This window comes from Ilyomonas limi (assembly GCF_005233845.1).
Lineage (GTDB): Bacteria > Bacteroidota > Bacteroidia > Chitinophagales > Chitinophagaceae > Ilyomonas > Ilyomonas limi.
On sequence record NZ_SZQL01000020.1, the window covers coordinates 1 to 23,376 of the forward strand.

Annotated in this window: 19 protein-coding genes; 5 read left to right on the top strand and 14 right to left on the bottom strand. The window is 41.7% G+C overall.

Annotated features, from left to right (window positions below; translation table 11 throughout):
* Positions 1–458 precede the first annotated feature (458 nt).
* The 6 genes from FC093_RS19550 to FC093_RS19575 all read right to left on the bottom strand — a co-directional run bounded on the left by FC093_RS19550 (position 459) and on the right by FC093_RS19575 (position 7,480).
* Entirely contained in the window at positions 459–1,460 is a 1,002-nt protein-coding gene (locus tag FC093_RS19550) for a GRP family sugar transporter (RefSeq protein ID WP_137263502.1), read from the bottom strand.
* 24 nt (positions 1,461–1,484) lie between these two features.
* Positions 1,485–3,017 (bottom strand): ADP-ribosylglycohydrolase family protein, encoded by a 1,533-nt coding sequence (locus FC093_RS19555; protein WP_137263503.1) that lies wholly within the window; start codon positions 3,015–3,017, stop codon positions 1,485–1,487.
* 22 nt (positions 3,018–3,039) lie between these two features.
* Positions 3,040–3,948 carry a ribokinase gene (gene rbsK / locus FC093_RS19560; RefSeq protein WP_137263504.1) on the bottom strand — a complete coding sequence of 303 codons (909 nt, stop codon included), beginning with the start codon at positions 3,946–3,948 and terminating at the stop codon, positions 3,040–3,042.
* Between the two features lie 503 nt (positions 3,949–4,451).
* Positions 4,452–5,456: an inorganic phosphate transporter gene (locus FC093_RS19565; protein WP_137263505.1), complete on the bottom strand. Its 1,005-nt coding sequence runs from the start codon at positions 5,454–5,456 to the stop codon at positions 4,452–4,454.
* 32 nt (positions 5,457–5,488) lie between these two features.
* Entirely contained in the window at positions 5,489–6,136 is a 648-nt protein-coding gene (locus tag FC093_RS19570) for a DUF47 domain-containing protein (RefSeq protein WP_137263506.1), read from the bottom strand.
* A 441-nt stretch (positions 6,137–6,577) separates the two neighbouring features.
* Positions 6,578–7,480 carry a nucleotidyltransferase family protein gene (locus FC093_RS19575; RefSeq protein ID WP_137263507.1) on the bottom strand — a complete coding sequence of 301 codons (903 nt, stop codon included), beginning with the start codon at positions 7,478–7,480 and terminating at the stop codon, positions 6,578–6,580.
* Positions 7,481–7,549: 69 nt separating this feature from the next.
* Between FC093_RS19575 and FC093_RS19580 the strand changes: the two genes are divergently transcribed.
* Together FC093_RS19580 and FC093_RS19585 are read left to right on the top strand one after the other, a co-directional pair.
* Complete coding sequence (locus tag FC093_RS19580) at positions 7,550–8,446, top strand: 1-aminocyclopropane-1-carboxylate deaminase/D-cysteine desulfhydrase (protein ID WP_137263508.1); 897 nt, start codon at positions 7,550–7,552, stop codon at positions 8,444–8,446.
* Positions 8,447–8,496: 50 nt separating this feature from the next.
* Positions 8,497–9,309, top strand: a complete 813-nt coding sequence (locus FC093_RS19585; protein ID WP_137263509.1) for a hypothetical protein — start codon at positions 8,497–8,499, stop codon at positions 9,307–9,309.
* Between the two features lie 98 nt (positions 9,310–9,407).
* Here FC093_RS19585 and lipB read toward each other — a convergent pair whose 3' ends face one another.
* The 5 genes from lipB to rny all read right to left on the bottom strand — a co-directional run bounded on the left by lipB (position 9,408) and on the right by rny (position 15,315).
* Positions 9,408–10,118, bottom strand: coding sequence for a lipoyl(octanoyl) transferase LipB (gene lipB, locus FC093_RS19590; RefSeq protein WP_137263510.1), 711 nt, complete (start codon positions 10,116–10,118; stop codon positions 9,408–9,410).
* Positions 10,119–10,252: 134 nt separating this feature from the next.
* On the bottom strand, positions 10,253–10,729 hold the full coding sequence (locus tag FC093_RS19595) for a hypothetical protein (protein WP_137263511.1): 477 nt from the start codon (positions 10,727–10,729) through the stop codon (positions 10,253–10,255).
* A 44-nt stretch (positions 10,730–10,773) separates the two neighbouring features.
* Complete coding sequence (tsaD, locus tag FC093_RS19600) at positions 10,774–11,778, bottom strand: tRNA (adenosine(37)-N6)-threonylcarbamoyltransferase complex transferase subunit TsaD (RefSeq protein WP_206106637.1); 1,005 nt, start codon at positions 11,776–11,778, stop codon at positions 10,774–10,776.
* Between the two features lie 183 nt (positions 11,779–11,961).
* A complete protein-coding gene (locus FC093_RS19605) occupies positions 11,962–13,221 on the bottom strand; it encodes an ABC transporter permease (RefSeq protein ID WP_137263513.1) in 1,260 nt (419 codons plus the stop codon).
* A 528-nt stretch (positions 13,222–13,749) separates the two neighbouring features.
* Positions 13,750–15,315 (bottom strand): ribonuclease Y, encoded by a 1,566-nt coding sequence (rny, locus tag FC093_RS19610; protein WP_137263514.1) that lies wholly within the window; start codon positions 15,313–15,315, stop codon positions 13,750–13,752.
* 279 nt (positions 15,316–15,594) lie between these two features.
* Between rny and FC093_RS19615 the strand changes: the two genes are divergently transcribed.
* The 3 genes from FC093_RS19615 (at position 15,595) to FC093_RS19625 (ending at position 17,312) form a co-directional block, all read left to right on the top strand.
* Positions 15,595–16,011 carry a hypothetical protein gene (locus tag FC093_RS19615; protein WP_137263515.1) on the top strand — a complete coding sequence of 139 codons (417 nt, stop codon included), beginning with the start codon at positions 15,595–15,597 and terminating at the stop codon, positions 16,009–16,011.
* A 220-nt stretch (positions 16,012–16,231) separates the two neighbouring features.
* Positions 16,232–16,438 (top strand): hypothetical protein, encoded by a 207-nt coding sequence (locus FC093_RS19620; protein ID WP_137263516.1) that lies wholly within the window; start codon positions 16,232–16,234, stop codon positions 16,436–16,438.
* Positions 16,439–16,547: 109 nt separating this feature from the next.
* Positions 16,548–17,312, top strand: a complete 765-nt coding sequence (locus FC093_RS19625; RefSeq protein ID WP_137263517.1) for a hypothetical protein — start codon at positions 16,548–16,550, stop codon at positions 17,310–17,312.
* Between the two features lie 78 nt (positions 17,313–17,390).
* On the opposite strand, the gene FC093_RS19630 is transcribed toward FC093_RS19625, so the two are convergent.
* From FC093_RS19630 to FC093_RS19640, 3 genes are all read right to left on the bottom strand, one after another.
* Complete coding sequence (locus FC093_RS19630; protein ID WP_137263518.1) at positions 17,391–18,566, bottom strand: RsmB/NOP family class I SAM-dependent RNA methyltransferase; 1,176 nt, start codon at positions 18,564–18,566, stop codon at positions 17,391–17,393.
* A gap of 98 nt (positions 18,567–18,664) precedes the next feature.
* Positions 18,665–20,311, bottom strand: coding sequence for a 2-oxoglutarate dehydrogenase complex dihydrolipoyllysine-residue succinyltransferase (gene odhB / locus FC093_RS19635; protein ID WP_137263519.1), 1,647 nt, complete (start codon positions 20,309–20,311; stop codon positions 18,665–18,667).
* 242 nt (positions 20,312–20,553) lie between these two features.
* A complete protein-coding gene (locus FC093_RS19640) occupies positions 20,554–23,316 on the bottom strand; it encodes a 2-oxoglutarate dehydrogenase E1 component (RefSeq protein ID WP_137263520.1) in 2,763 nt (920 codons plus the stop codon).
* Positions 23,317–23,376: the final 60 nt, after the last annotated feature.

Consider the following 23,376-nt stretch of genomic DNA (forward strand, 5'->3'; position numbering starts at 1 on the left):
TGAATAAGAAATGGAAAAATTATAACCGAACTTATAGCCATCAAAAAGCAACTGTATAGCAATTACAGGACTAAAAATTATATTTGTATAACCGAATCAGGATTTATTTAATAATCTGTATAGCTATTTTAGGACGAGTCACTGTACAGCGATTCGGATGTTAAAGCTTAGCATAGTCCATAGCATAGTAATAGTAAAGCTATAGATTAGTCCATATTCCTGCGGTCATCTTACGTCCATCCTTCGTCTTTTTGTACCTTTTTAGGTAAGAGCAGTAACTAAGGCAGCAGCGCGTATAGTCTATGTAAATAGACACCGACCTATACTTTTTATATTCATCAACGCTCTTGTCTTCTAACAAAAAATGTACTTTACGGAGAGTTGTATCATGCAATGATAGCAACTTCCCCTTTAGAAACATCCACCCGCAAAATAATAGCATATTAACTATTCAATCCTTACCGCCCTGCATAAATAATCAAAAAAAGTCCTGCAATAAAAAATATAAACATGGCTGTAAGCAATGCATTTATGCCTTTAGGCGCATTGCTAAATTCTTTCCATATAAATACACCCCACAACGCTGCAATTAAGGTGGCACCCTGCCCTAATCCATACGAAATGGCAGGTCCTGCTTTGCCGGCTGCAATCAGGTTGAGCGAGTTGCCCAGCCCCCAGATTAAGCCACCTAAAATGCCGGTTAAATGCGTGTTGAATTTGCCTTTGAAATAAGCAGCATAGCTTGTAGGTTCGCCCATAAAAGGTCTTTTGATAAGGATAGTATTGAATATAAAATTGGATATGAAAATACCAACCGAAAATATGAATACCGCCGTGTAGGGAGTCATCTTTCCCGGTGCAGGCGATTGAAAATTTTCCAGGTCCATACTCGCAGCAATAAAGCGGTAAAAGAACGACATGAGTATGCCTGCTATCAGCGAAATGACAATGCCTTTGCCGGAAACGGTTTTTTCACTAACGCTTTTACGCCGGTAAGCAACCGCATTCAAAATAATAGCAATAGCAACTAATGCGATACCTGCAAACAGGAGTGTAGCATCACCTTTTTGCGCAGCAACATAATTAACGATAACACCCAGCACCAGTGCCAGCCCTATTGCCACCGGAAAAGCTACCGACATGCCGGCAATTGCAATGGCCGCAGAAAATAAAATGTTCGCTGCATTAAAAATAACGCCGCCTATAAATGCACTCCACAAATTGCTGCTATCTGCCTGCTGCAAATCAGTGATAAAACTTCGGCCTTGCGCTCCATTGCTGCCAAGTGTGAAAGCAGAAACAATGGAGAACAGTAAAATGCCTATTACATAATCCCAGTAAAATAGTTCGAAGCGCCAGGTTTTTCCGGCGAGCTTTTGGGTGTTGCCCCACGAGCCCCAGCAAAGCATGGTAATAAAGCAAAAAACAACGGCAAGCGAATAATCGTTAACAATAAACATGGCAGTAGCGGTTTGATATAAAGCTTAAAAAGTAATAAGTGTTTGCTTTACACTTAATGGCTTATCAGTGTAATAAATATAGTGGCTCGCCCATAATGAATAATCCGGATTAGGATTCAGCACTTTCATAGTTACGGTATGCTTTGCATTGGTCAAGCCGTAATGCCAAAACAACTCATAACGACGGGTAGTAAAAGCAGTAGGCAACCTGGTAGTTTCTACCTTTTTGCCATCAACATACAGTTCTGCTTCTATTATAGTATCGGGCTTATTATCACTCTTTTTTTGGGCTGCACCACTTACAATAAAACCAGTTCCGGTAAAGGTAAAAGTCGTTTCAACGATCGCTGTATTCAACGCAATTTTATCTGCCGGGTACATATCGGGAAAACTTTGCTCCAGCTTTACAGGCGTTGGTTGCTGCGCAACAATTATTACATTATCACCCTGTTGTTTACCGCCGTGTGCGAGTATATTTTGCACTGCATGTTTATAGCCAATATCATATACTTTATTCAGCGAAATAGTGGTATATTTAAAGTTAATGTCTTCCGCATCTTTCAGGCTTTGCTTCCAGAGGTCTGGTATTTTATTGTAGCCCAAAATAGTGCCTAATACACCGCCAGCCGAAGAGGGATTACAGTCCGCATCTTGTCCGCAGCGTGTAGCTATATCGAGTGTTTTGGTAAAATCGCCATTGCCATACAACAATCCCGTAACCACATACGCCGAATTGATTTTTGCATCAATATCAAATGGTGCAAATACGCCTTCGGCACACCCCATGTCATTTGACCATTTATTTTGCAATTCGTACCAGGTGCGGTGCCAGTCATCAGGATACTGTTCATGCCATTGTATTACATCCTTGATGCACTGGTAAAAAGTGCTTTGCTCCGGGATTGTTTTCAACGCTGTTTTTACAATGTATGGAATATCGGATGAAGTAAAAGAGAGCGAATACATAGCGCCAATAAATACACCACCATACCAGCCATCGCCATAGTTCATGATGTGTCCTATTTTATCGCTTATTTCCGAGGCGGTGTTCGGCATTGCCGGACTCATTAAACCAGCGTAATCCGATTCTATCTGGTAGTCTATATCATCGGCATGTGGGTTATTCATCCAATAGCCCGATTGTGGTGCTTTGATGCCGTTTAAAATGTTGTACCGTGCAGCCTGATTGGCATGCCACAACATGTAGCCTGCATTCGCAAACGCATTGGCAAATGAATCTACCGGCGCATTCAGTCCATACTTTTCAAATACATCTACAAACGTGAGGTCCATGTATAAATCATCGTACAAGCCAGCGTTGTTGAGCATGTTATTTTTCACATACGAGGCGCTCCAGTGCAAGGGCTGATAATCCTGTATAAAAGTGCCATTGTATCGGAACTCATACGGTCCGCCAAATGTAACGCCAATGGTTTGTCCTGCCCAGCCGCCTTTTATTTTATCTTTCAATACATCGTTGCTGATAGTGACTGTTTGCTGAGCGAAAATGATTGTACTGCTTATCAATACAAATAAAATTGTACATGTGTATTTCATCAATGAGTAGTATTAAGTGATATTACAAATTTTCTACTTCGTGAATATAAGGTGCTGATGCCTGCGCGCCTAACCGCGTAACGGAAATAGAAGCTGCCTTGCAGGCGAAAGCGGCTGCTTCGTGCACAGCTTTGCCATGCGATAATGCTACTGCCAATGCACCGTTAAATACATCACCGGCTGCAGTAGTATCTACTGCCTGTACAGCTATGGCCGGCACATGATGGAATATGCCGTCGTGCAGTACTAAAGCGCCATTACTACCCATCGTAATTATTACGGTTGGAATACCTTTGCTGTACAACATATTGGCAGCTTGCTGAGCCGATGTTACATCAGTTACTTTAATGCCGGTTAGTATTTCCGCCTCGGTTTCGTTGGGAGTAATGATGGAAATACATTGCAACAATTCGTCTGATAATGCACATGCTGGTGCAGGATTGAGCATTACAGGAATGCCTTTACTGAATGCTTTTGTAACGATATAATGCACGGTTGCTAATGGTATTTCCAACTGTATTAAAATTAGTGTTGCAGCCTCCATCAATGCATCTATATTTTGCAGATCATCCCACATAAGTGCCGCATTAGCACCGGAAGCAACAGCAATACAATTCTCTGCTTTTTTATCTACGATGATGAGTGCAATACCCGATGGAAGTGTGGCATCTGTAAGCAGGTGGGAAATGTTAATACCTTCCTGCTTGAATAGTGCCTTAGCTTCGTTGCCAAACATATCCTTGCCCACCTTGCAAATAAGCGTAACTGTGCCACCAAGCCTTGCGGCGGCTACAGCCTGATTGGCACCTTTGCCACCAGGGGTCATAAAAAAAGTACCACCTAATATTGTTTCGCCCGGTACGGGCAAATGATCAGTTTTGATAACCATATCAGTATTGGAACTGCCGATAATTAAGATTCCATGTGTCATAAAAAGCAAGCAATGGTTTTGAAGCAATCTGTATGAGTGTAAATATAAAGGCTTATTTAGTTTTTACTGCAATCATTATTTATGCATTATTAGGAATGGATATACAAGAGCAGATGTTTATTTTAAAATGTAAGTATTGTATTCACTTTGTGAAAAGAAGTTTTTAACTGCAAAGGCGCAAAGTTCCGAACCTGTATTTTATGCGATAATTCTGATTAACCAGATTGTTGAAAAAAATGATTGCTTTGTGCCCCCTATGCGTATTAGTGTCTCTGCGGTCTCATTCACGTACTCGCTTAAAAGTTCAGGCATGTACAGGTGTTGCAGTGAGCGATGGTGCTTTTGGCGCTACAGGCTACACCAACAGCTCAATAGCGGCAATGCAGTTCACTCTATAAAAAAGAAAAACACCCTTTGGGTATTTTTCTTATGATTTTATGAATGAATAAATGTAACGATTACACTTATCAATAAGGTATTGGGTTAAGGATATTATTCTATCCTTAAACAAACAATTCAATCAAAAAGTAAAGTCCGGCAGCCAGCAATGCACTTACCGGGATGGTGAGTACCCATGCCCATATAAGATTAATGGTAACGCCCCAGCGAACTGCCGATAAGCGCTTGGTAGCACCTACGCCAATAATAGAACCAGTGATGGTATGTGTAGTACTTACCGGTATGCCTAGTCCTTCGGTAAGAATAAGGGTACAGGCAGCGGCTGATTCGGCAGCAACGCCTTCCAGCGGCGTAACTTTGGTAATGCGGGTACCCATGGTTTTTACTATTTTCCAGCCGCCGCTCATGGTACCCAATGCAATAGCAGTATAGCACGTCAGCGGCACCCAAAAAGGCATGTGCTCCACTACATTAGCCGGCACTACGCCGTTGTTTTGGTGAAAAATAATGGCTACGGTTATTAACCCCATTACTTTCTGAGCATCATTGCCGCCATGACCAAGGCTAAAGGCGGCAGAAGAAAGTAATTGCAGGCGTTTAAACCATCGCTCCGATTTGTAGGGGTTGGATTTGCGGCAAATCCACACAATAATAAGGGTGATGATGAAAGCCAGTATCATACCTATTAATGGCGAGAGAAAAATAAACAATACGGTCTTTGTGAGGTTTTGCATTACAATTACGCTAAACGAACCTACTTTAGCTATAGCCGCGCCAATAAAGCCGCCGATCAGCGTGTGCGAAGAACTGGAAGGAATGCCAAACCACCAGGTAAACAAATTCCAGCAAATGGCTGCTATCAATCCGGCCAGAATAACGGATAAATCAACAAACTCGGGGTAAACCGTATTGGCAACTGTATTGGCGACTTTATGTTCCTTAAAAACGAAATAGGCTACAAAGTTCCACAGGGCTGCCCACAGCACTGCCTGAAAAGGGGTTAATACCTTGGTGGATACAATAGTAGCTATGGAGTTGGCGGCATCGTGAAAACCATTGATATAGTCGAAAACGAGCGCCAGGACAATGATAGTAATTAATAAAGCCATTGTGTGCAATAAAAGGTTATGGAAGTATAGTGCTAAGCGTATTTTACAATAATAGATTCAATTACATTAGCGGCATCCTCGCACTTATCGGTTACTATTTCCATCGCCTGATAGATTTCTCTTTTTTTAATGAACGTTTTCATATCATTTTCGTTTTCAAAAAGGCGTTCAAGGTTGAGGTCGTATATGTCGTCTGCCTGGTTTTCTATGCTGTTTACTTTTACCATAGCCTCGGTCATGCGGCGCAGGTTTTTCATATCGCGCAAGCCATACACGGCGGTTTTTATCTCGGTGGTTGCATCGGCAATCAAGTCGGCCATTTTGCGGATGCCGGTATCGTCGGGGTTTACGTTATAAAAATTAATTTTTTTTGCAGAACCAAAAATAAAGTCGCAAATATCATCTAATGCAGAGGTGAGTGAGTGAATGTCTTCGCGATCGAAAGGTGTGATAAAATTGCGGCTGAGTTCGGTAAATATCTTATGCGTAGTATCGTCGTTGCGGTGCTCCATATCTTCGAGTTGAGAAATAAGTGCACTGCGGCGGCTGCGTTCGGGCTCGTACACCACTTGTCTTACCAGATAGCCCATATCCTGTACCGTGGTAGCCACTTCTTCAAACAACTCATAGAAGATTTTGTTTTTGGGCATGAATAGCTTTCCGAACGTATTGATTCCCATATTATAATTTTTGCAAAAGTAGAGAGATATATGAAAACGGATTGAAGTAGCCCGTGAAAATTAATAATAAGATAATATACGAACACCCGCTTTTCTGCCTGAAAATAAAATGGCAATAAAGTATTGTATATTATACTTCAATGTTTTATGCTAAAATATAAACCATAGTTATCAAAAACCGTACTGAGTAAGGCTACAGCTTGTTTATAGCCATTCAAAACATTATCGTAGGCAAAATAGCTTGATTAAGCAACAGGCTTTAGCCAGAGCATTTACTTTAGCTAAAGCCTGTTACTAACACTTTAATCAGTATTCTTCACACCAGCAATAATATCGGTTGGTGAAGAACAACCAACAGCGGCGGCATTTTTTACTCATGCATAAAAAGGATACAAATTATTGCTGACTACCGGTGCGGCTGTCGTTTTAATAAAATATATATTATGCCCATAAATTCTGCGGATATGCACCTTGTTCAATCAGCGCATCAATGCTGGCTTTTACTACCGGCGCGTCTTCTTTGTAGGTCACACCAAACCATTTGGCACTTGTAGGTATTACTTCTATTTGCCCTTTGCCCATTTTGATAAACTGGTCGGCAGCTTTAGGCATCAAAAACTCGGCTTTCGGATCGTTGATTTGTTTATCCAAAAATTCCTGGAACAACTGCTCGCAAAGCTGTATAAAGTTGGGTGCGAAGCAGAAAAAGTTCATGCTTACTTTGGTATCATCGGCAAGCGGGTGCAACTCGCCGTTTTCTTCGTACACAATTTGTCCGTCTTCTTTGCGGAAGATTTTGAGGCGCTCGTCAATAGCCGTTAATTCGTTATCGCTGTTGGTGCTGATAACGCCGCGGCTTACGCTGCCGTTTTCGCTGAGGGTATTGGCCAGTTCGTAACCTAATACGGCGTATTTATTGTCGGCTACATTGGTGGTTAAAAACTGGTAAGCTTTTGCAAATGCATCTTTGCCATAAAAGTCATCGGCATTAATTACTGCAAAAGGTTCATTCACAGTGCCTTTGCAGCAAAGCACGGCTTGCCCCGTACCCCAGGGTTTTACTCTGTCTGCCGGTACGGTATGATTACCGAGAAAAGCATCCAGCTTTTGATATACATAATCTGTTTCAATACGGCCTTTCAGTTTAGGTTCAAAGATGGCTCTAAAGTTGTCTGCAAAATCTTCCCTGATAATAAACACTACCTTTTTAAAACCTGCTTCTATAGCATCGTAAATAGAATAGTCCATAATCGTTTCGCCCGAAGGTCCAAAAGATTGTGTTTGTTTCATACTTCCGTAGCGACTGGCCATGCCTGCTGCTAATATCACTAAAGTTGGATTCATATAAGTGTTGTTTTATTAAACTTTGCGAAGCTAAATGAATATATAAAAAGGGACAAGATATTTTAGTGTATGCTGTTGATGAATGATAAAGCGGTACGTGTACATTCGTTACACGCACCTTGGTTAAAGGAGTACGAAGTGCAACTCGATGTATTGCGCCTGGATGAAGTGCACCCGGTAGTAAGTGGCAATAAATGGTATAAATTACACTTTTATTTGCAGGAAGCTATTGCTCAGAATTTTGATACGATTGCAACCTTTGGCGGTGCTTATTCCAACCATATTGCAGCGGCTGCTTATGTATGCAAGGCTGCCGGATTACAAAGTATAGGTATTATAAGAGGAGAGGAGCCAGCGATTTATTCGCATACGTTGCAGCAGGCAAAAGCTTATGGTATGCAACTGCATTTCGTAAGCCGGGAAAAATATAAGCAAAAAGAAGCATTGCAATATTTATATCCAACTGCTTATTGGATAAATGAAGGCGGCTCTGGCGAAAAAGGTGTTGCAGGGGCTGCACTCATTTTGCAACAGGTACCACATGTAGAAAAATACACGCATGTCACTTGTGCAGTGGGCACCGGCACTACATTGGCAGGTATAATTTCCTCTGCTTTACCGCATCATATTATCATTGGCATTAGTGTGCTGAAAGGTGATTTTTCTTTGGAAGCAGAAATAAAAAACTTATTACCATCATCAGCAAATCATCAGCGATTTTCTATTGCGCACGATTATCATTTTGGTGGCTACGCCAAATACAATGCAGCTTTATTGGAGTATATGAATAAAGTATGGAAAGTACATCAACTACCAACCGACTTTGTTTATACTGCCAAAGCATTATATGGAACTGAAATGATGGTTCGCCAAAAAATCATTCCACAAAACAGCCGTGTGCTGATGGTGCATACCGGCGGCTTGCAGGGAAATTTATCCCTACCTGCCGGTACTTTGACTTTTTAATAAAACGTGCAATGTTATATTTGCTCCATTTTTAATATCCAGGAGAAGAAATGTATAAAGTTGCGCTTGTATTTTTATTATTCTTTTTTTCCGTTAGTTGTGTAGTTGCCCAGGAACAAATGATGCCGTTGCCGGAATTCAGTGTGCAAAAAGCAGGAAATGGCAAAGTGCGCATAGGCTGGGTGAACCCTTATGGTTCCGATTTGATACAGATAAATGTGCAGCGCTCGTATGACAGCCTGCGTGGCTACCGTACTATTTTCTCTACGCCATCGCCCGAACTGCCGGCAAATGGCTTTTTGGATAATTATGTAGAAGGCTCCAAAGTGTATTACCGCATTTTTTATATGCTTAGCAGCAATGCTTATTTTTTTACCAAAGTAAAAAAGATCGCGCCGGGCTATGTGGATTCGTCTTTAAACACGGAAATCAATAGTTCTGATAGTGTAACCGTTTCGTTGCAGGATAGCGTTATTGCAACACTGCCGTACAATTTGTTTCTTAAGTTTAGAGATTCCATTTATACCAATACTAAAGATAGCTTGCTTCCTGCCGGGCAAAACCTGGTTGCTATTCATCCGTACATTCCCAAAGCCGGTGAATGGCGGGCATCGCAGTACATATTTACCGACCGTACGGGTGCGCTCAATTTAAGACTGCCAGCGGCAAGAGAAAAAAAATATGCGCTGCAGGTGTATGAAGCCGATGGCAAAACGCAGTTATTTTTTTTGAAGCACATCACCGAACCAGACCTCACAATAAACAAAGCCAATTTTATACACGCCGGTTGGTTTGTATTTGATTTATACGAAGATGGAAAGCTGAAAGAGCGTAATAAATTTTATATACAAAAGGAGTTTTAGAGTACAAGCGATGAGTTTTCTCACAGATAAACACAGATGAGATATAAGCTATTGTTGCATTTCATGTGTAAAGGGGTTGTATGCAGGAACGTGAAACTTTATATTCTGCTCACGCCCGACAATTCTATAGTTATCAATTCCGCCTCAAACACTTCTTCAAAATGCGCCTTCACTCTTTCCTTTACTTCTTCCAAACTTACTTCCCGTCCTAACTCTTCCTGTAATGAAGTTACTTTTTTGTTGACGATGCCGCAGGGAATAATATCGTTAAAAAAATTAAGGTTAGTATTTACGTTCAGGGCAAAGCCATGCATCGTTATCCAACGGCTGCAACGTATGCCCATTGCACATATTTTACGCGCTTTCCCCGGTACATCCGGCTCTATCCATACACCGGTTTCGCCTTTGCTGCGGCTGCCTTGTATGCCGTAGTCGGCCAATGTTAAAATAATCACTTCTTCCAGGCTGCGCAGGTACCAGCCAAGATCTGGTTTGAAAGTTTCTAAGTCTAAAATAGGATAGCCAACTAACTGCCCCGGACCGTGGAATGTAATATCGCCGCCACGGTTAATGTGAAAATATTCCACTCCTTTTTCGGCACGCTGTTGCTCATCAATCAGCAGGTGTGCTTCCTTGCCGCTTTTACCTAGCGTATATACGGGTGGATGCTCTACAAAAATCAACCGCTGCGTGGCAGGCAAACCATTTCTTTTTGCTTCAATATTTTGTTGTAATAGTACTTCCTGGTAATCCCATGTTTCTTTGTATGGCTTTACTCCCAGGTCATCAAACAATACCTGTTGCTTCATACGTGCAAAGATATTTTTTAAAACGCAACAAATTTACACGCGCTATGTGCAAACAAAAACCGGATGCACACTGTGTACCCGGCTTTTGTTTAGCAAAATATGTTATCCTGTTTCCTGTTCCTTATATCTTTCTATTATTGTTTAGTAAAGTTATATACCACGTATGCATTGTTGTTGCCTACCTGAGTTGGCTCGCGTAGTGTAAAACCGCTATTGGTAACATTGGTTAATTCCAGCCGGTAGCCTTCGGTTACTTTGCGTGCTTTGGCGCCGTTGTCAATGTGTTTAAACTGGAAATATTTTACGCCGTTATCGTCGCGCAGGCTCCAGAAAATAGGTCTTGCACCGCCCGCACAACTATCACTTTGTTGTACCGTGTAAGTGGCGTTGCCACTTTGGGTTAAAAACCATACGCTGCCTACGAGGCAATTAGCATTTACATCATCAAAGGCAGTAATCTTAAAGTCGGATGGATTGTTCACGCCTTCAATATTTACATTGTTCAAAACCCAACTGCCATTGAGGTTAGTGCCTTGCACTTTGTGTGCCGAGCATGAAAAAAGGAGCACGGCTATTAAACAAACACTTAATGCTGAAATAATTCTTTTCATGTGTAACTTTTTCAGCCATAAAGCAATTGAAGTGCCAAAACTTTTTACCAGGTCGCCCTTGCTGCCGGCGATACTTCCAGAGTAGCAAAATCACTTTTGAGATATTTGTAATAAGCAGTAATAGCTATCATACCTGCATTATCGGTACAATATTGAAAAGGAGGGATGAACGTCTTCCAGTCATGTTTCTTACCGTAAGCTGTTAAAGTATTGCGAAGGCTGCTGTTTGCGCTCACACCGCCGGCAATACACACATTGTGTATGCCTGTTTGTTGCACTGCTTTTTGTAGCTTTTTCATCAAAACATTTACAATCGTGTGCTGCACCGATGCGCATAAATCTGCCAGGTTCTGCTCAATAAACTGCGGGTTAGCCGCTATTTCTTTTTGCAAAAAATACAATACTGATGTTTTTAAACCACTAAAGCTAAAGTTAAGTCCGGGAATTTGCGGCTCAGCAAATTTGAATCTCGTAGCATCGCCCTGCTTTGCATATTTATCTATCAGCGGTCCGCCGGGATAGGGCAGGTGAAGGAGTTTTGCTGTTTTGTCAAAAGCTTCACCGGCAGCATCATCAATAGTAGCGCCAATCACCTCCAGATCGTCTGGTGCACGGGCAAGCACAATTTGCGTATGTCCGCCGCTTACTGTTAAGCACAAAAATGGAAATTCTGGTCCTGGTGCTTCTATCAGGTTGGCTAATACATGCGCCTGCATGTGATGCACGGCTATCAGCGGTTTATTGAGCGCCAATGAAAGTGATTTGGCAAACTGGGTACCTACCAGCAAACTGCCTATCAATCCAGGTGCCTGTGTAAAGGCAATAGCATCAACTGCAGCGAGTTGCGTTTGGGCAGTTGATAGTGCGACATTTACTACCGGCACTATGTTTTGCATGTGGGCGCGGCTTGCCAGCTCGGGCACCACGCCACCGTATTGCTCGTGCACTTTTTGCCCGGCAATATGGTTGGATAATATTTTTCCATCCACACACACTGCGGCGCTCGTTTCATCACACGAAGACTCTATTGCAAGAATGGTAATACTCAAAATGGTATTCTTTTTAAAGAATAAATAAAAGGGCGAAGTTACGGGTTGTGGTGCAGGAAGAATATGAAATTGTGAGTGGTAATAATTGAAAGATCGAACGTGAGAAGTGAAAATTAAAGAAGTAATTTAAACATTTTACTCACCATTCGCTATTCACAACTGACAATTCACCACTCACATCTGTTACCTACTCCTTATCGCTTCAACCGGGTTCATTTTGGCGGCTGTACGTGCCGGGATAATGCCGGATAAAACGCCCAGTACTACGCATACGCTAAAGGCAATGAGGATGATATGTGGAGCAATAAAAATAGGGAACGGCAATACACTACTTAATATAAGTGTAAGTATGTAAACAAGCAGCAGTCCAAAAGTGCCGCCCAAAATGCAGAGAAAAGCACTTTCCAGTAAAAACTCGGTCAATATCGTACGGCTTTTGGCGCCAATAGCTTTTTTAAGACCTATCTGGCTGGTACGCTCACGTACGGTTACAAACATGATGTTGGCTACGCCAAAACCACCTACTATCAGCGACAAGCCGGCAATTACCCAACCGCCAATATTAACCGAACCAAAAAAAGAACCAACCTGTTCACTAAAACTGTTTACGTCGTTGAGTGCAAAATTGTCTTCGGTGGTAGGACTTAACTTGCGCTGCTGGCGCATGATACCGCGTAGTTCATCAATCAATGCGCTGGTGGGCACATTGGTTTTCCCATTTACCATAATGAATGGCTGACCGTTGTTTTCGTCATTTGTATTCCATACACTGGCAAAGTACCGGTAGGTAAGCATCAGGCACTGATCATAATCGAATCCGCTGCCTATCAGTGAAGAGCCTTGCTTTTCTATCACACCTACTATTTGTACGTGCTTACCATTCATCGAAATGGTCTTGCCTACGGCTTGTTGCGCCTCGCCAAACAGCAATTCTGCGTTTTTATAACCAATTACGCATACTGCAGTGCCTCTCATAAATTCAGTTTCACTAAAGTAGCGGCCATACGCAATACCAAAGGTTTGAATTTTATTAAAGTCTTCGGTAATGCAATACACACTTACATTACTCAACTGGCTGTTATCAAATACCAGTGTGGCGTTGTTGCTATTGAAATAAGCTACATAAGAAGCAAGCGTAGATTTTTCTTTAATAAATTTTACTTCATCATATTTGGGTGTTGGACGCGTGTAATACTTCCACCAGGGATAATCGGGCCCACCGCCGTACTGCCATTTGTCTATGTAAATGGTATTGGAACCAAGTGTTTTTACATCGCTCTGTACTTTATTTTCGAGGCTATTCACCGCGGCGAGCACGCCAATAATGCAAAAAATACCAATGGTAATGCCGAATAAGGACAAAAAAGTACGCAGTTTATTCACCCTTAGTTCCTGTAGCGCCATGCGGAAGGAATTCCATAATATGCCCAGAAGTTTTAGCATACGCCAAACTTATTGCAAAAAAAGCAGGTGAGAAAAGGTTTTATGTGAATGGTGAATAATGGCACACGGATGACATGGGTTAAGATTTGGATAAAAACGATACTGATAGAATGCGCTGATTTATCTGATAAGTACATTGGTAGAGTAGAAACGGTAATCTGCCGTCGTTGTTCCACAATTACGCCCAATAAGAAGCCACTACTATCAATAACTTGCAGGCGCTTTGTGCGGAATCTATGGGTTGAGTTATGTTGTGCTATAATGCTGTCTTTTATGGTAAGGTATGATTTTAGAAATTGGTATTGAATTATATCACTACTCATAGATTCCGTACAAAGCGCCCGACAGTTGTAAATAAATAAAAATTCGTTTTGGTCGCAATTGCGGAATGACGGGCGGCCTGCGTTTTATTTACTCAACCAACAGCTTCCTTCAAAAGGCAGGCAAGGCAAACCTTCGGGTTTGCCTTGCCTGAAATTATATGTATTAATGCTCGTAGCTCATCGTTCACATCTTAAGATTTGCGGCTTACCTCGCTACATTCACCGCTCTTTTTTCGCGGATAACGGTTACTTTTATTTGCCCCGGATACGTCATTTCGGTTTGTATCTTCTGCGCTATTTCAAAGCTAAGTTTATCGCTGTCGGTATCGCTTACTTTATCCGCTTCCACAATCACACGCAGCTCACGGCCAGCTTGTATGGCATACGCTTTTTCCACACCGGGGTAAGAAGCAGCCAGCTTTTCGAGGTCTTTGATACGCTGAATGTACTGCTGCATAATCTCACGCCGGGCACCGGGGCGTGCACCGCTAATGGCATCGCAAGCCTGAATGATAGGAGAGATGACATACTGCATTTCCATTTCATCGTGGTGGGCACCAATAGCATTTACTACTGCCGGGTTTTCGCCATACTTCTCCGCGAGTTTAGCACCTAATAAAGCGTGGCTCAGTTCGGTTTCTTCATCGGGCACTTTACCTATATCGTGCAGTAAACCAGCGCGTTTAGCAAGCTTGGCATTTAAGCCTAATTCTGCCGCCATAATACCACATAAATTTGCTGTTTCGCGGCTGTGCATCAGCAGGTTTTGTCCGTAAGAAGAACGAAAACGCATTTTGCCCACAATACGAATAAGTTCCTTGTGCAAACCATGAATGCCCAGTTCCATTACGGTACGCTCACCAATTTCCACTACCTGTTCTTCTAACTGGCGACGGGTTTTTTCTACCACTTCTTCAATACGTGCAGGATGGATGCGACCATCGGCAATGAGGCGTTGCAATGAGAGGCGTGCAACCTCGCGGCGCAATGGGTCGAAAGAAGAAAGTACAATGGCTTCGGGGGTATCATCTACAATCAGGTCAACGCCGGTAGCAGCTTCAATAGCGCGGATGTTACGCCCTTCGCGGCCTATAATCTGACCTTTTATTTCATCGCTTTCAAGGTTGAAAACAGTTACCGTATTTTCAATCGTTTGCTCGGCGCCCGTGCGCTGGATAGACTGGATGATGATTTTGCGGGCTTCTTTGTTAGCACGCAGCTTCGCATCTTCTATTATTTCCTGCTGCAGTACCAACGCTTGTGTGTGGGCTTCCTGCTTCAGACTTTCTACTAATTGATTTTTAGCTTCTTCGGCAGTAAGTCCAGAAATTTTTTCCAGGCGGCGGATGTGCTCTTCCTGGTGCTTTTCCAGCTCGGTTCGTTTGGTGTTTACAATCTCAATCTGTTTGTTGAGCGTTTCCTTAATGGCTTCGTTCTCTTTTATTTGCTTATCCAGCGAAGCTTCGCGCGCATTGATAGTTTGTTCTTTTTGTTTAATGCGGTTTTCTGTTTCTCCAATTCTTTTGTTTCGCTCCAATACCTGTTTGTCGTATTCTGCCTGTAGCTGTACAAATTTCTCCTTGGCTTCTAACTGTTTTTCTTTTTTAATAGTTTCGGCTCTTAACTCTGCTTCTTTTATAATGGTTTGCGCCTGTGCCTCTGCGTCTTGTATTTGTTTTTTTGTGTTTTTGGCAAAGATGAATTTACCTGCAACTATACCGATAACTAAAGCAACCAATCCTATAATGATGGGGATAACTGTTTGATCCATTAATCTTGTTTTAAAAATTGTGAACTAAGCCGGCTTTTTCCAGCTTCATTGTAATTAATAATGATAAAGTTGCGAAGATAAAAAAAAGCATCTCAAAAACTGTGTGAGTTTTTTCCTATTGGGGGAACCGTTTTTTCCATTTTATAAAAGGGATTAAAATTTACTTAATGATAAAAGTATTGATAATCAATATAATTTAAATTTTTTTAATCTATGGCATATTATTAGATATATTTATGGCAAAGGAATTCAGTATATCACCAACTAACAATGTGTTCCGTGAAGAAAATTATACCTGCTTTATTACTTATGTTGCTTGTTGCCTGCACCAAACAGTCTTTAACAGCACCAACATCAACAAATCAAACTGTTGCGGCTAATACCGCTGTCACTTACAAAGACAATAGTATTTCGATAGTAAATTTTAAAGCGCAGCCAACGAATAGGGCTATTGATGTAGCATTTACTACTTTGTACGAAAAAAATATAGTAAGGCTGGAAATACTGAAAGGACTATCAGCAAATAACCTGTGCAGCATTTATAAGCAGGAGATAGGTGCAGATTCTTATTCGGCTAATGTATATGGCACCAGCGATGCTAATGAAAACGGGGCTTCAGACATTTATTATATGGTAAAATATACGCTGGCAAATGGCGATTGGGGCTATACACCAGTGTTTAAACTGAGCTTATAAGCTAACAGCATTATTTGTAAATAATTTTATTATAAACAAAAAAGCCACTTTGCCGGTAGAGTGGCTTTTTTGCAGTTTATGAGTTATGAATAACATTTATACGTAATGTAATTGACAAAAAAATATTCGCGTTTATAGAAATAATTTGCTGAAATTGCTCATTCTATTAAAAACTTTGTAGTTTGTGTAAAATTTATTTACAAACCCCCAACTAATAACTATGGACGAATCAAAAATGATCAAGGCATACTGCCTTAAAACAAAGGAAAAAAATGTACCCATGCAGGATGCAGTCATTTCGAAAACTGCTAAGGGCGGCTACATAGCTAATGGTAATGATGGTAAAGGCAATAAGATGGCCGCCATTCTTAGCGAAGCCAAAGCTATGCAAGCCATTGAAGACGGCGTAGCCAAAAAGAACTTTTAGCCGTAACCATCTCTTGCAAAAAAGGCTGTGCCATTGCGCAGCCTTTTTTGCAACCGCAATTTTACAGCTATTTTAGCCGTTAAATAGCCAAGTGCAATAACCATCAACTATGCGGCAGTTTCTTGTATCTTTCGTTCTGCTTATGTTAGCTGCAGGCGCTCTTTCCTGTCAAAAAGAAACGGCAGATGTGCAGCTTTCTCCCTTAACCAGTTACTATCCCTTGCAGGTGGGTAATAGTTATACTTATCGCCTCGATTCTACCGTTTATCTCGAATTTGGCAGTACTGTAGCTACGGTTAGCTATATAGCGAAAGATAGTATTATGAGTACTTTTAATGATGATGCCGGTCGCACTACTTACCTGGTGTACCGCTATCTTACCGATACTCTAAAAAAGGCGCCTTTTGCGTATAACGCCGCCTATTATGTGGTATCAACCGGCAAAACGGTAGAAATAACTGATGCCAATAATTTGCATTTTATTAATCTCGCGCAGCCAATTGCAGCCACTACAACCTGGCTGGGCAATGCATACATAGATACCAAATCGTTTTATACCGAGTTGTCTTATATGGATAACTGGAATTATACCTATCAAAACCTCAATGCGCCATTTACAGTACTAAAAGGTAGCATAGACAGCACAATTACCATTGTGGCAATAGATGAAACCCGGCCGGATGACAGCCCTTTTGACCCGCAATATTTTAAACAGCGCGACTATGCCGAAGAAGTATATGCTAAAGGTATAGGGCTGATTTATAAAGACTTTATACACTGGATATGGCAACCATCAGATAATATTAATCCCGGACATTATGCAGATGGGAGCTATGGTATCAAAATGAGTTTGGTAGATTATCATGTGCAATAATTTTTCTCATGAATAATAAATATATACACAGATTGTTTATAGTATATCTCTATAATAAATTATCTCTGTATATCCATGCTATCCATGCGCAACATTCCTAAACAAAGCAGCAAACATTGTATCTGCTTTTACATCATACCCTTTCAGCACAGACGATTGTATTAATTGCAGGGAAGTTGTTTGCTGTATAAATTCAACTACTGCTTCATTTTCTTCTTTATAAACCGAGCAGGTAATGTACAACAAATAGCCACCTTTGTTTACACTTTTTACAACAGTACTTACTATCTTTTTCTGCAGCGCAGCATACTGTTCAATTTTTTCTTCTGTGATAAAAAACAATTGCTCTGGTGTGCGTGCCCATGTGCCCGAGCCGCTGCAAGGCGCATCGCAAATTACTAAATCATACTTTTTTGAAGAACGGAAATTAGTAGCAAGATCGGCAATGAAAGTATGATAATGGCGAATGTCGGCTTTTTTAAAACGCTCTTTTAAGTTGTGAATAATGGATGCCCGTACATCGGAAACGGTGAGTTGTATGTTGGGCAATGTATCCACAGCAAGGATGGCTTTGCCGCCGCTTGCAGCACAGCAATCCCAAACGGTTGCAGGTGAATGATTATTAATAGTTGATTGTAAAAATTCTGCTATGCGTTGTGATGAAAAATCCTGTACTACTGCTTCTTTATTCAACGGAAGTATTGTATCAATTTTTGAGGTATTATTTAATGCGATACAATTATTTCCTATTAACTCATAACTAATCTGCTTAGCATCTAATTTACTGATTACTGCTTGATGAAAACCCGGCCGGATACGTATAAATAAATCGGGCTGTATTAAATGTGCTTTGGCAAATACGGTTTTCTCTATTGCATCACTTACATTATTCAACATAAAAAAAATAGCTTCCGGCTGAAAAGCATATTTAGTTTGAACAAAAGCAATCCGTTTATCCAAATCTTCATCATAAGCGTATTGCCAATCTTCTTCGTACAATTGAAGCCAGTCGCCCCGCTCGTTATTACATAGAAAAAGGGCTGTAAGTAAACGGGTGGCTATTGGTAAATGTTTCAATGCACGACCAAGGCGATAGTAGCAATAACATAAATGCGTTATGTGCTTACGGTCTTTAGAACCATGTTTTTTGTGCTGTGCAAAATAATGTTTCAGATAAATAGCCAGCGGCACACGGCCATTATATTGTTGTATAAGCGTAACTGCTGTATCGAAATATTTTTTATAAAAATTCATGGTATAAAAAAATCCGCTGTGAAGCGGATTGAGAAATGAATTACTGCAAAGCTTTTAATTTATACTGAAATCTGCAAATGTAAAAATGCTATCCTGCATTACAATTCCAGCAATGTTTTTACCGGATCTTTGCCAAACAGCAGCAACTCCGGATTTTCAAGCAATTCTTTTAATCTCACCAGGAAGCTTACGCTCTCACGACCATCAATAATGCGGTGGTCGTAGCTGAGTGCAACATACATCATTGGACGTATCACTACTTGTCCGTTTACGGCCATTGGGCGCTCCTGTATTTTGTGCATACCCAAAATGGCGCTTTGTGGTAGATTTATGATGGGCGTACTCATCAGGCTGCCAAACACGCCACCATTGGTAATAGTGAAAGTGCCGCCCTGCAATTCTTCCATCGTGAGCTTGTTGTCTCTTGCCTTACCAGCCAGTTCTATTACTTTCTTTTCAATATCTGCCATGCTCAGGCTTTCCACATTGCGGATAACAGGAACCGTCAAACCGCGTGGCGTGCTTACCGCAATAGAAATATCAGCATAATCATGATATATTAATGTATCATTATCAATATACGCGTTTACGGCTGGCCATTCGCTTAAGGCAATAGCGCAGGCTTTGGCAAAGAAGCTCATAAAACCCAGATTTACACCATGGCTTTCTTTAAACTTGTCTTTGTACTGCTTGCGAATATCCATGATGCGCGTCATATCCACTTCGTTAAAAGTGGTGAGCATCGCCGTCGTATTCTTCGATTCTACGAGCCTGCGGCTAATGGTTTTGCGCAGGTTGCTCATTTTTTCGCGGCGTTCGTTGCGCGTGTTAAGTTCCTGCCCGGCAAAGGCCTTCTTACCAGGATTTTGCAAAGCCTCTAACACGTCGTGCTTTAATATTTTACCATTAGAGCCGGATGGTTTTATAGTAGCCGGATCAACCTTTTTATCAGCCAGGATGGCCGAAGCGAGCGGCGTTGCTTTTATATCGTTAGAAACCGAAGTAACCGGTGCAGTAGAGGAGGCAGATGGCTTTACTTCTGCCGGTTTTTGTACCGTAATAGTTTCGGTTTTTTGTTGTTGCGCTGGTGGTACTGGTGAAGGTTTGGCAGCTTCCCTAGTTGGCGGAGCTACGTCGGTATTAATAACGGCAATTACATCACCTATCTTTAAAACATCACCTTCCTGTGCTTTGGTTTGTAACTGACCTCCTTCTTCGGCATTGAGTTCAAAAGTGGCTTTTTCGCTTTCTAATTCAGCAATTACTTCATCGCGGTTTACATAGTCACCGTCATTTTTAACCCATTTCAATAAGGTTACTTCGCTGATAGATTCACCAACAGTGGGCACTTTCATAGTAATGTTGCCTTTACCTACAGCAACAGGTTGCGGCGGTGCCGGTGCGGGCGCAATATCCGGTGCAAAAGCTACCTGAGGTGCAGATGCAAACGGAGTTTGTTCGGGAGCTATGGCTTCCTGTTGTGGAGCTTCGGGGGCAAATTGAGGTGATTGTGCCTGGTCGTCAATACTGGCAATGGTTGCACCCACAGCAATGGTGTCGCCTTCTTTTGCCGCCGTTTTTAAAACGCCTGCTTGTTCTGCATTTACTTCAAAAGTAGCTTTCTCGCTTTCTAATTCAGCAATTACTTCATCGCGGTTTACATAATCACCGTCATTTTTAACCCATTTCAATAGGGTTACTTCGCTTATGGATTCGCCTACAGCAGGTACTTTTATATCAATCATTGTAAGGACTGTTATTTATAATATTTTCTATTAAGAATATAAAATTTGTTGCTTCTTTAAAGTGGTTATAACACTATCCGTAACTAAAGAAATCTTCGTAATCTGCCTCAAACCATTTGGCAAAGATTGTTTTTTTGAACCACAAAGGCATGGGGATACAAAGATGCACAAAGAATATTCAAAGAAAGTTCTTGATGTAACTTCTTTTCTTCAGGTCTTTGTAGTTCAAAGTATTAACTTCCCTAAATGTTAAATGCCGTATCAATGATATCTGCCTGTTCTACTGCATGTACTTTGGCGTAGCCCGAAGCAGTAGCTGCACTCGCATTCCGGCTGATGATGCCATAATTGATGCTCTTTAAGTTCATTTGCAAAAACGAAGCAGCGCCCATATTCAGCGGTTCTTCCTGCACCCAAAACCAGATTGCTTTGTTGTACTTGTTATATAAATTGAGCAATTGTTTTTCGGGTAATGGATATAATTGTTCCAAACGAATGATGGCAATGTCTTTCTTGTTTTCTTTCTGTTGCTTTTCAGCCAGTTCAAAGTACAACTTGCCGGAGCAGAATAACACTTTCTTTACGCTGGCGGCATCCTGTATAAATGCATCGTCTATTACTTCTTTAAAACTGCCATGCGTAAACTCACTCATTGGGCTGTAACTGCCGGGATAACGCAGGTAGGCTTTAGGCGAAAAATCAACGAGCGGCTTTCGGAATGGCCATGCCAACTGTCTCCTCAACGCATGGAAGAGATTGGCTGCTGTAGTGATGTTGGTAATAACCATATTCAGTTCAGCACACATTTGGAGAAAACGCTCCATTCTGGCACTGCTGTGTTCTGGTCCTTGCCCTTCGTAGCCATGCGGCAGCAGCATGGTTAAGCCATTCATGCGGCTCCATTTTTGTTCGCCTGCCGAAATAAACTGGTCAATCATTGTTTGTGCGCCATTGGCGAAATCGCCAAACTGGGCTTCCCATAATACCAGTGCATTCGGATTGGCTAAGGCATAGCCATATTCGAAGCCCAGAACAGCATACTCGCTCAATAAGGAATTATAAATATGAAACTTCTGCTGATTATCGTTGAAATGGTTTAAGCGGTTGTATTCCTCTGTAGTATTTTCATCGCGAATGATGGCATGGCGATGGCTGAACGTGCCGCGTTTTACATCCTGACCGCTCATGCGTACGGTTTTGCCTTCTACCAGCAAAGAGCTGTACGCCAGCAGTTCGCCGGTTGCCCAATCCACTTTTTGTTCTCCTTCAAACAATTTTATCTTGTCCTGCAACAGCTTTTCTATCTTGCGCAGCGGTTTAAAACCTTCCGGCCATTTCATTAACCCATTGAATAATGTTTTGAATGTTTCTTCGCTGATAGCCGTGTTGGGCGAAGACTCAAAATCGGCTGGTGTGGCTTTACGCAGGCTGAGCCACCATTTTTCCGGCTGCTGAAATTTGTACGGCAACGGATGCTGTTTTACTTCATCAAAACGCTCCTGCAGGTCGGCGCGAAATTTTGCTTCCATTTCATTCGCTAACTGCTGTGCATCGGGTTCGCCATTATTTTTCAAATAATCAATATATACTTCGCGCGGATTAGGATGCTGTTCAATAATATCGTACAAGTGCGGTTGCGTGTATTTGGGGTCGTCTCCTTCGTTGTGACCGTGCTTGCGATAACATACCATATCTATAAATACATCTGCATTAAACTCCTGACGGTAGCGGGTGGCAATATCGGCACACTTTACCACCGCTTCGGCATCATCTCCATTTACATGAAATACCGGTGCCTGCACCATTGCAGCAACGGAAGTACTGTAATTGGCACTGCGTGCATCGTCAAAATCGGTAGTGAAACCTATTTGGTTGTTTATAACAAAATGAATAGTACCGCCGGTGGCATAGCCTTGTAACAGGCTCATTTGCAGCACTTCATATACAATGCCCTGACCGGCAATGGAAGAATCGCCGTGGATGAGTATTGGCAACATTTTATCGTAATCGCAGTTGTACAACACATCGGCTTTTGCCCTGGTAAAACCTTCTACTACCGGGTCAACCGCTTCGAGGTGCGAAGGATTGGGCATGAGTTTAAGATGAATTTTTTTGCCATTTGGTGTGGTTACTTCGCTGCCAAAACCCAAATGATATTTTACGTCGCCGCTGCCCATTGTTTGATCCATACGCGCCGTACCTTCAAACTCGCTGAAGATTTGTTCGTAGGTTTTTCCTAAAGTATTGGCCAAAATATTCAGCCTGCCGCGGTGCGCCATGCCAATCACTACTTCCTGCACATCGTTATCGGCAGCCGTGCTGATGATGGTGTCTAATGCAGGTATGGTGGTTTCGCCGCCTTCGAGCGAAAATCTTTTTTGCCCTACATATTTTTTATGCAAAAACTCTTCAAAAATCACACCCTGGTTCAACTTTTCGAGGATACGCTTTTTCTTATCCAGTGGCAATGGGTTGGTAAACTGGTGCTCCATTTCGTTGGTAAGCCAATCTACCTTTTTTTGGTCGCTGATGTATTTAAATTCAATACCCACATGCGAGGCATACCAGGTTTGTAAATGTTGCAAAATGTTGCGCAGCGTGGTGGTGCCAAGTCCAACGAGGTTGCCTGCCTGAAAAGTTTTATCTAAATCTTCTTCGCTCAAGCCAAAAAATCCTAAATCCAGGTTAGCACCCCGGTCTTTACGCTCGCGGATGGGATTGGTTTTAGCAATTAAATGACCTTTATTACGATAGCCCAAAATAAGGCGGTACACCTTTATCTCTCTTTTCCATTCGTCTGTAGCAGCAGGTTGCGAAACTGCTTTTTCGGCCGCGGCAATACCGTTGCCATTTCCATTTTTTGGAGGAAAAGACATAGCAAAGTCAAAACCCTCAAAGAACTTTTTGAGTTCAGGCTCTACGCTGTTGGGATCTTTTACATAATCGTTGTATAGATTTTCTATAAACGCGGGGTGCGAATTGGTAATATATGAAAAATCTTTCATGGCTGGCGAATTTCGCTTTAAAACAATAGAAACCTCACTTGCGCTAAACTAACAAGTGAC

Excerpts from the sequence above, each read along its gene's own strand:
- FC093_RS19580 (WP_137263508.1), top strand. The coding sequence starts at position 7,550 with ATGCTGTTGATGAATGATAAAGCGGTACGTGTACATTCGTTACACGCA.
- FC093_RS19555 (WP_137263503.1), bottom strand. The coding sequence starts at position 3,017 with ATGAAATACACATGTACAATTTTATTTGTATTGATAAGCAGTACAATC.
- lipB (WP_137263510.1), bottom strand. The coding sequence starts at position 10,118 with ATGAAGCAACAGGTATTGTTTGATGACCTGGGAGTAAAGCCATACAAA.
- FC093_RS19595 (WP_137263511.1), bottom strand. The coding sequence starts at position 10,729 with ATGAAAAGAATTATTTCAGCATTAAGTGTTTGTTTAATAGCCGTGCTC.
- FC093_RS19550 (WP_137263502.1), bottom strand. The coding sequence starts at position 1,460 with ATGTTTATTGTTAACGATTATTCGCTTGCCGTTGTTTTTTGCTTTATT.
- FC093_RS19585 (WP_137263509.1), top strand. The coding sequence starts at position 8,497 with ATGTATAAAGTTGCGCTTGTATTTTTATTATTCTTTTTTTCCGTTAGT.
- FC093_RS19640 (WP_137263520.1), bottom strand. The coding sequence starts at position 23,316 with ATGAAAGATTTTTCATATATTACCAATTCGCACCCCGCGTTTATAGAA.
- FC093_RS19570 (WP_137263506.1), bottom strand. The coding sequence starts at position 6,136 with ATGGGAATCAATACGTTCGGAAAGCTATTCATGCCCAAAAACAAAATC.
- FC093_RS19575 (WP_137263507.1), bottom strand. The coding sequence starts at position 7,480 with ATGAATCCAACTTTAGTGATATTAGCAGCAGGCATGGCCAGTCGCTAC.
- FC093_RS19625 (WP_137263517.1), top strand. The coding sequence starts at position 16,548 with ATGCGGCAGTTTCTTGTATCTTTCGTTCTGCTTATGTTAGCTGCAGGC.
- rbsK (WP_137263504.1), bottom strand. The coding sequence starts at position 3,948 with ATGACACATGGAATCTTAATTATCGGCAGTTCCAATACTGATATGGTT.
- FC093_RS19605 (WP_137263513.1), bottom strand. The coding sequence starts at position 13,221 with ATGCTAAAACTTCTGGGCATATTATGGAATTCCTTCCGCATGGCGCTA.
- FC093_RS19565 (WP_137263505.1), bottom strand. The coding sequence starts at position 5,456 with ATGGCTTTATTAATTACTATCATTGTCCTGGCGCTCGTTTTCGACTAT.
- odhB (WP_137263519.1), bottom strand. The coding sequence starts at position 20,311 with ATGATTGATATAAAAGTACCTGCTGTAGGCGAATCCATAAGCGAAGTA.
- FC093_RS19620 (WP_137263516.1), top strand. The coding sequence starts at position 16,232 with ATGGACGAATCAAAAATGATCAAGGCATACTGCCTTAAAACAAAGGAA.
- FC093_RS19630 (WP_137263518.1), bottom strand. The coding sequence starts at position 18,566 with ATGAATTTTTATAAAAAATATTTCGATACAGCAGTTACGCTTATACAA.
- rny (WP_137263514.1), bottom strand. The coding sequence starts at position 15,315 with ATGGATCAAACAGTTATCCCCATCATTATAGGATTGGTTGCTTTAGTT.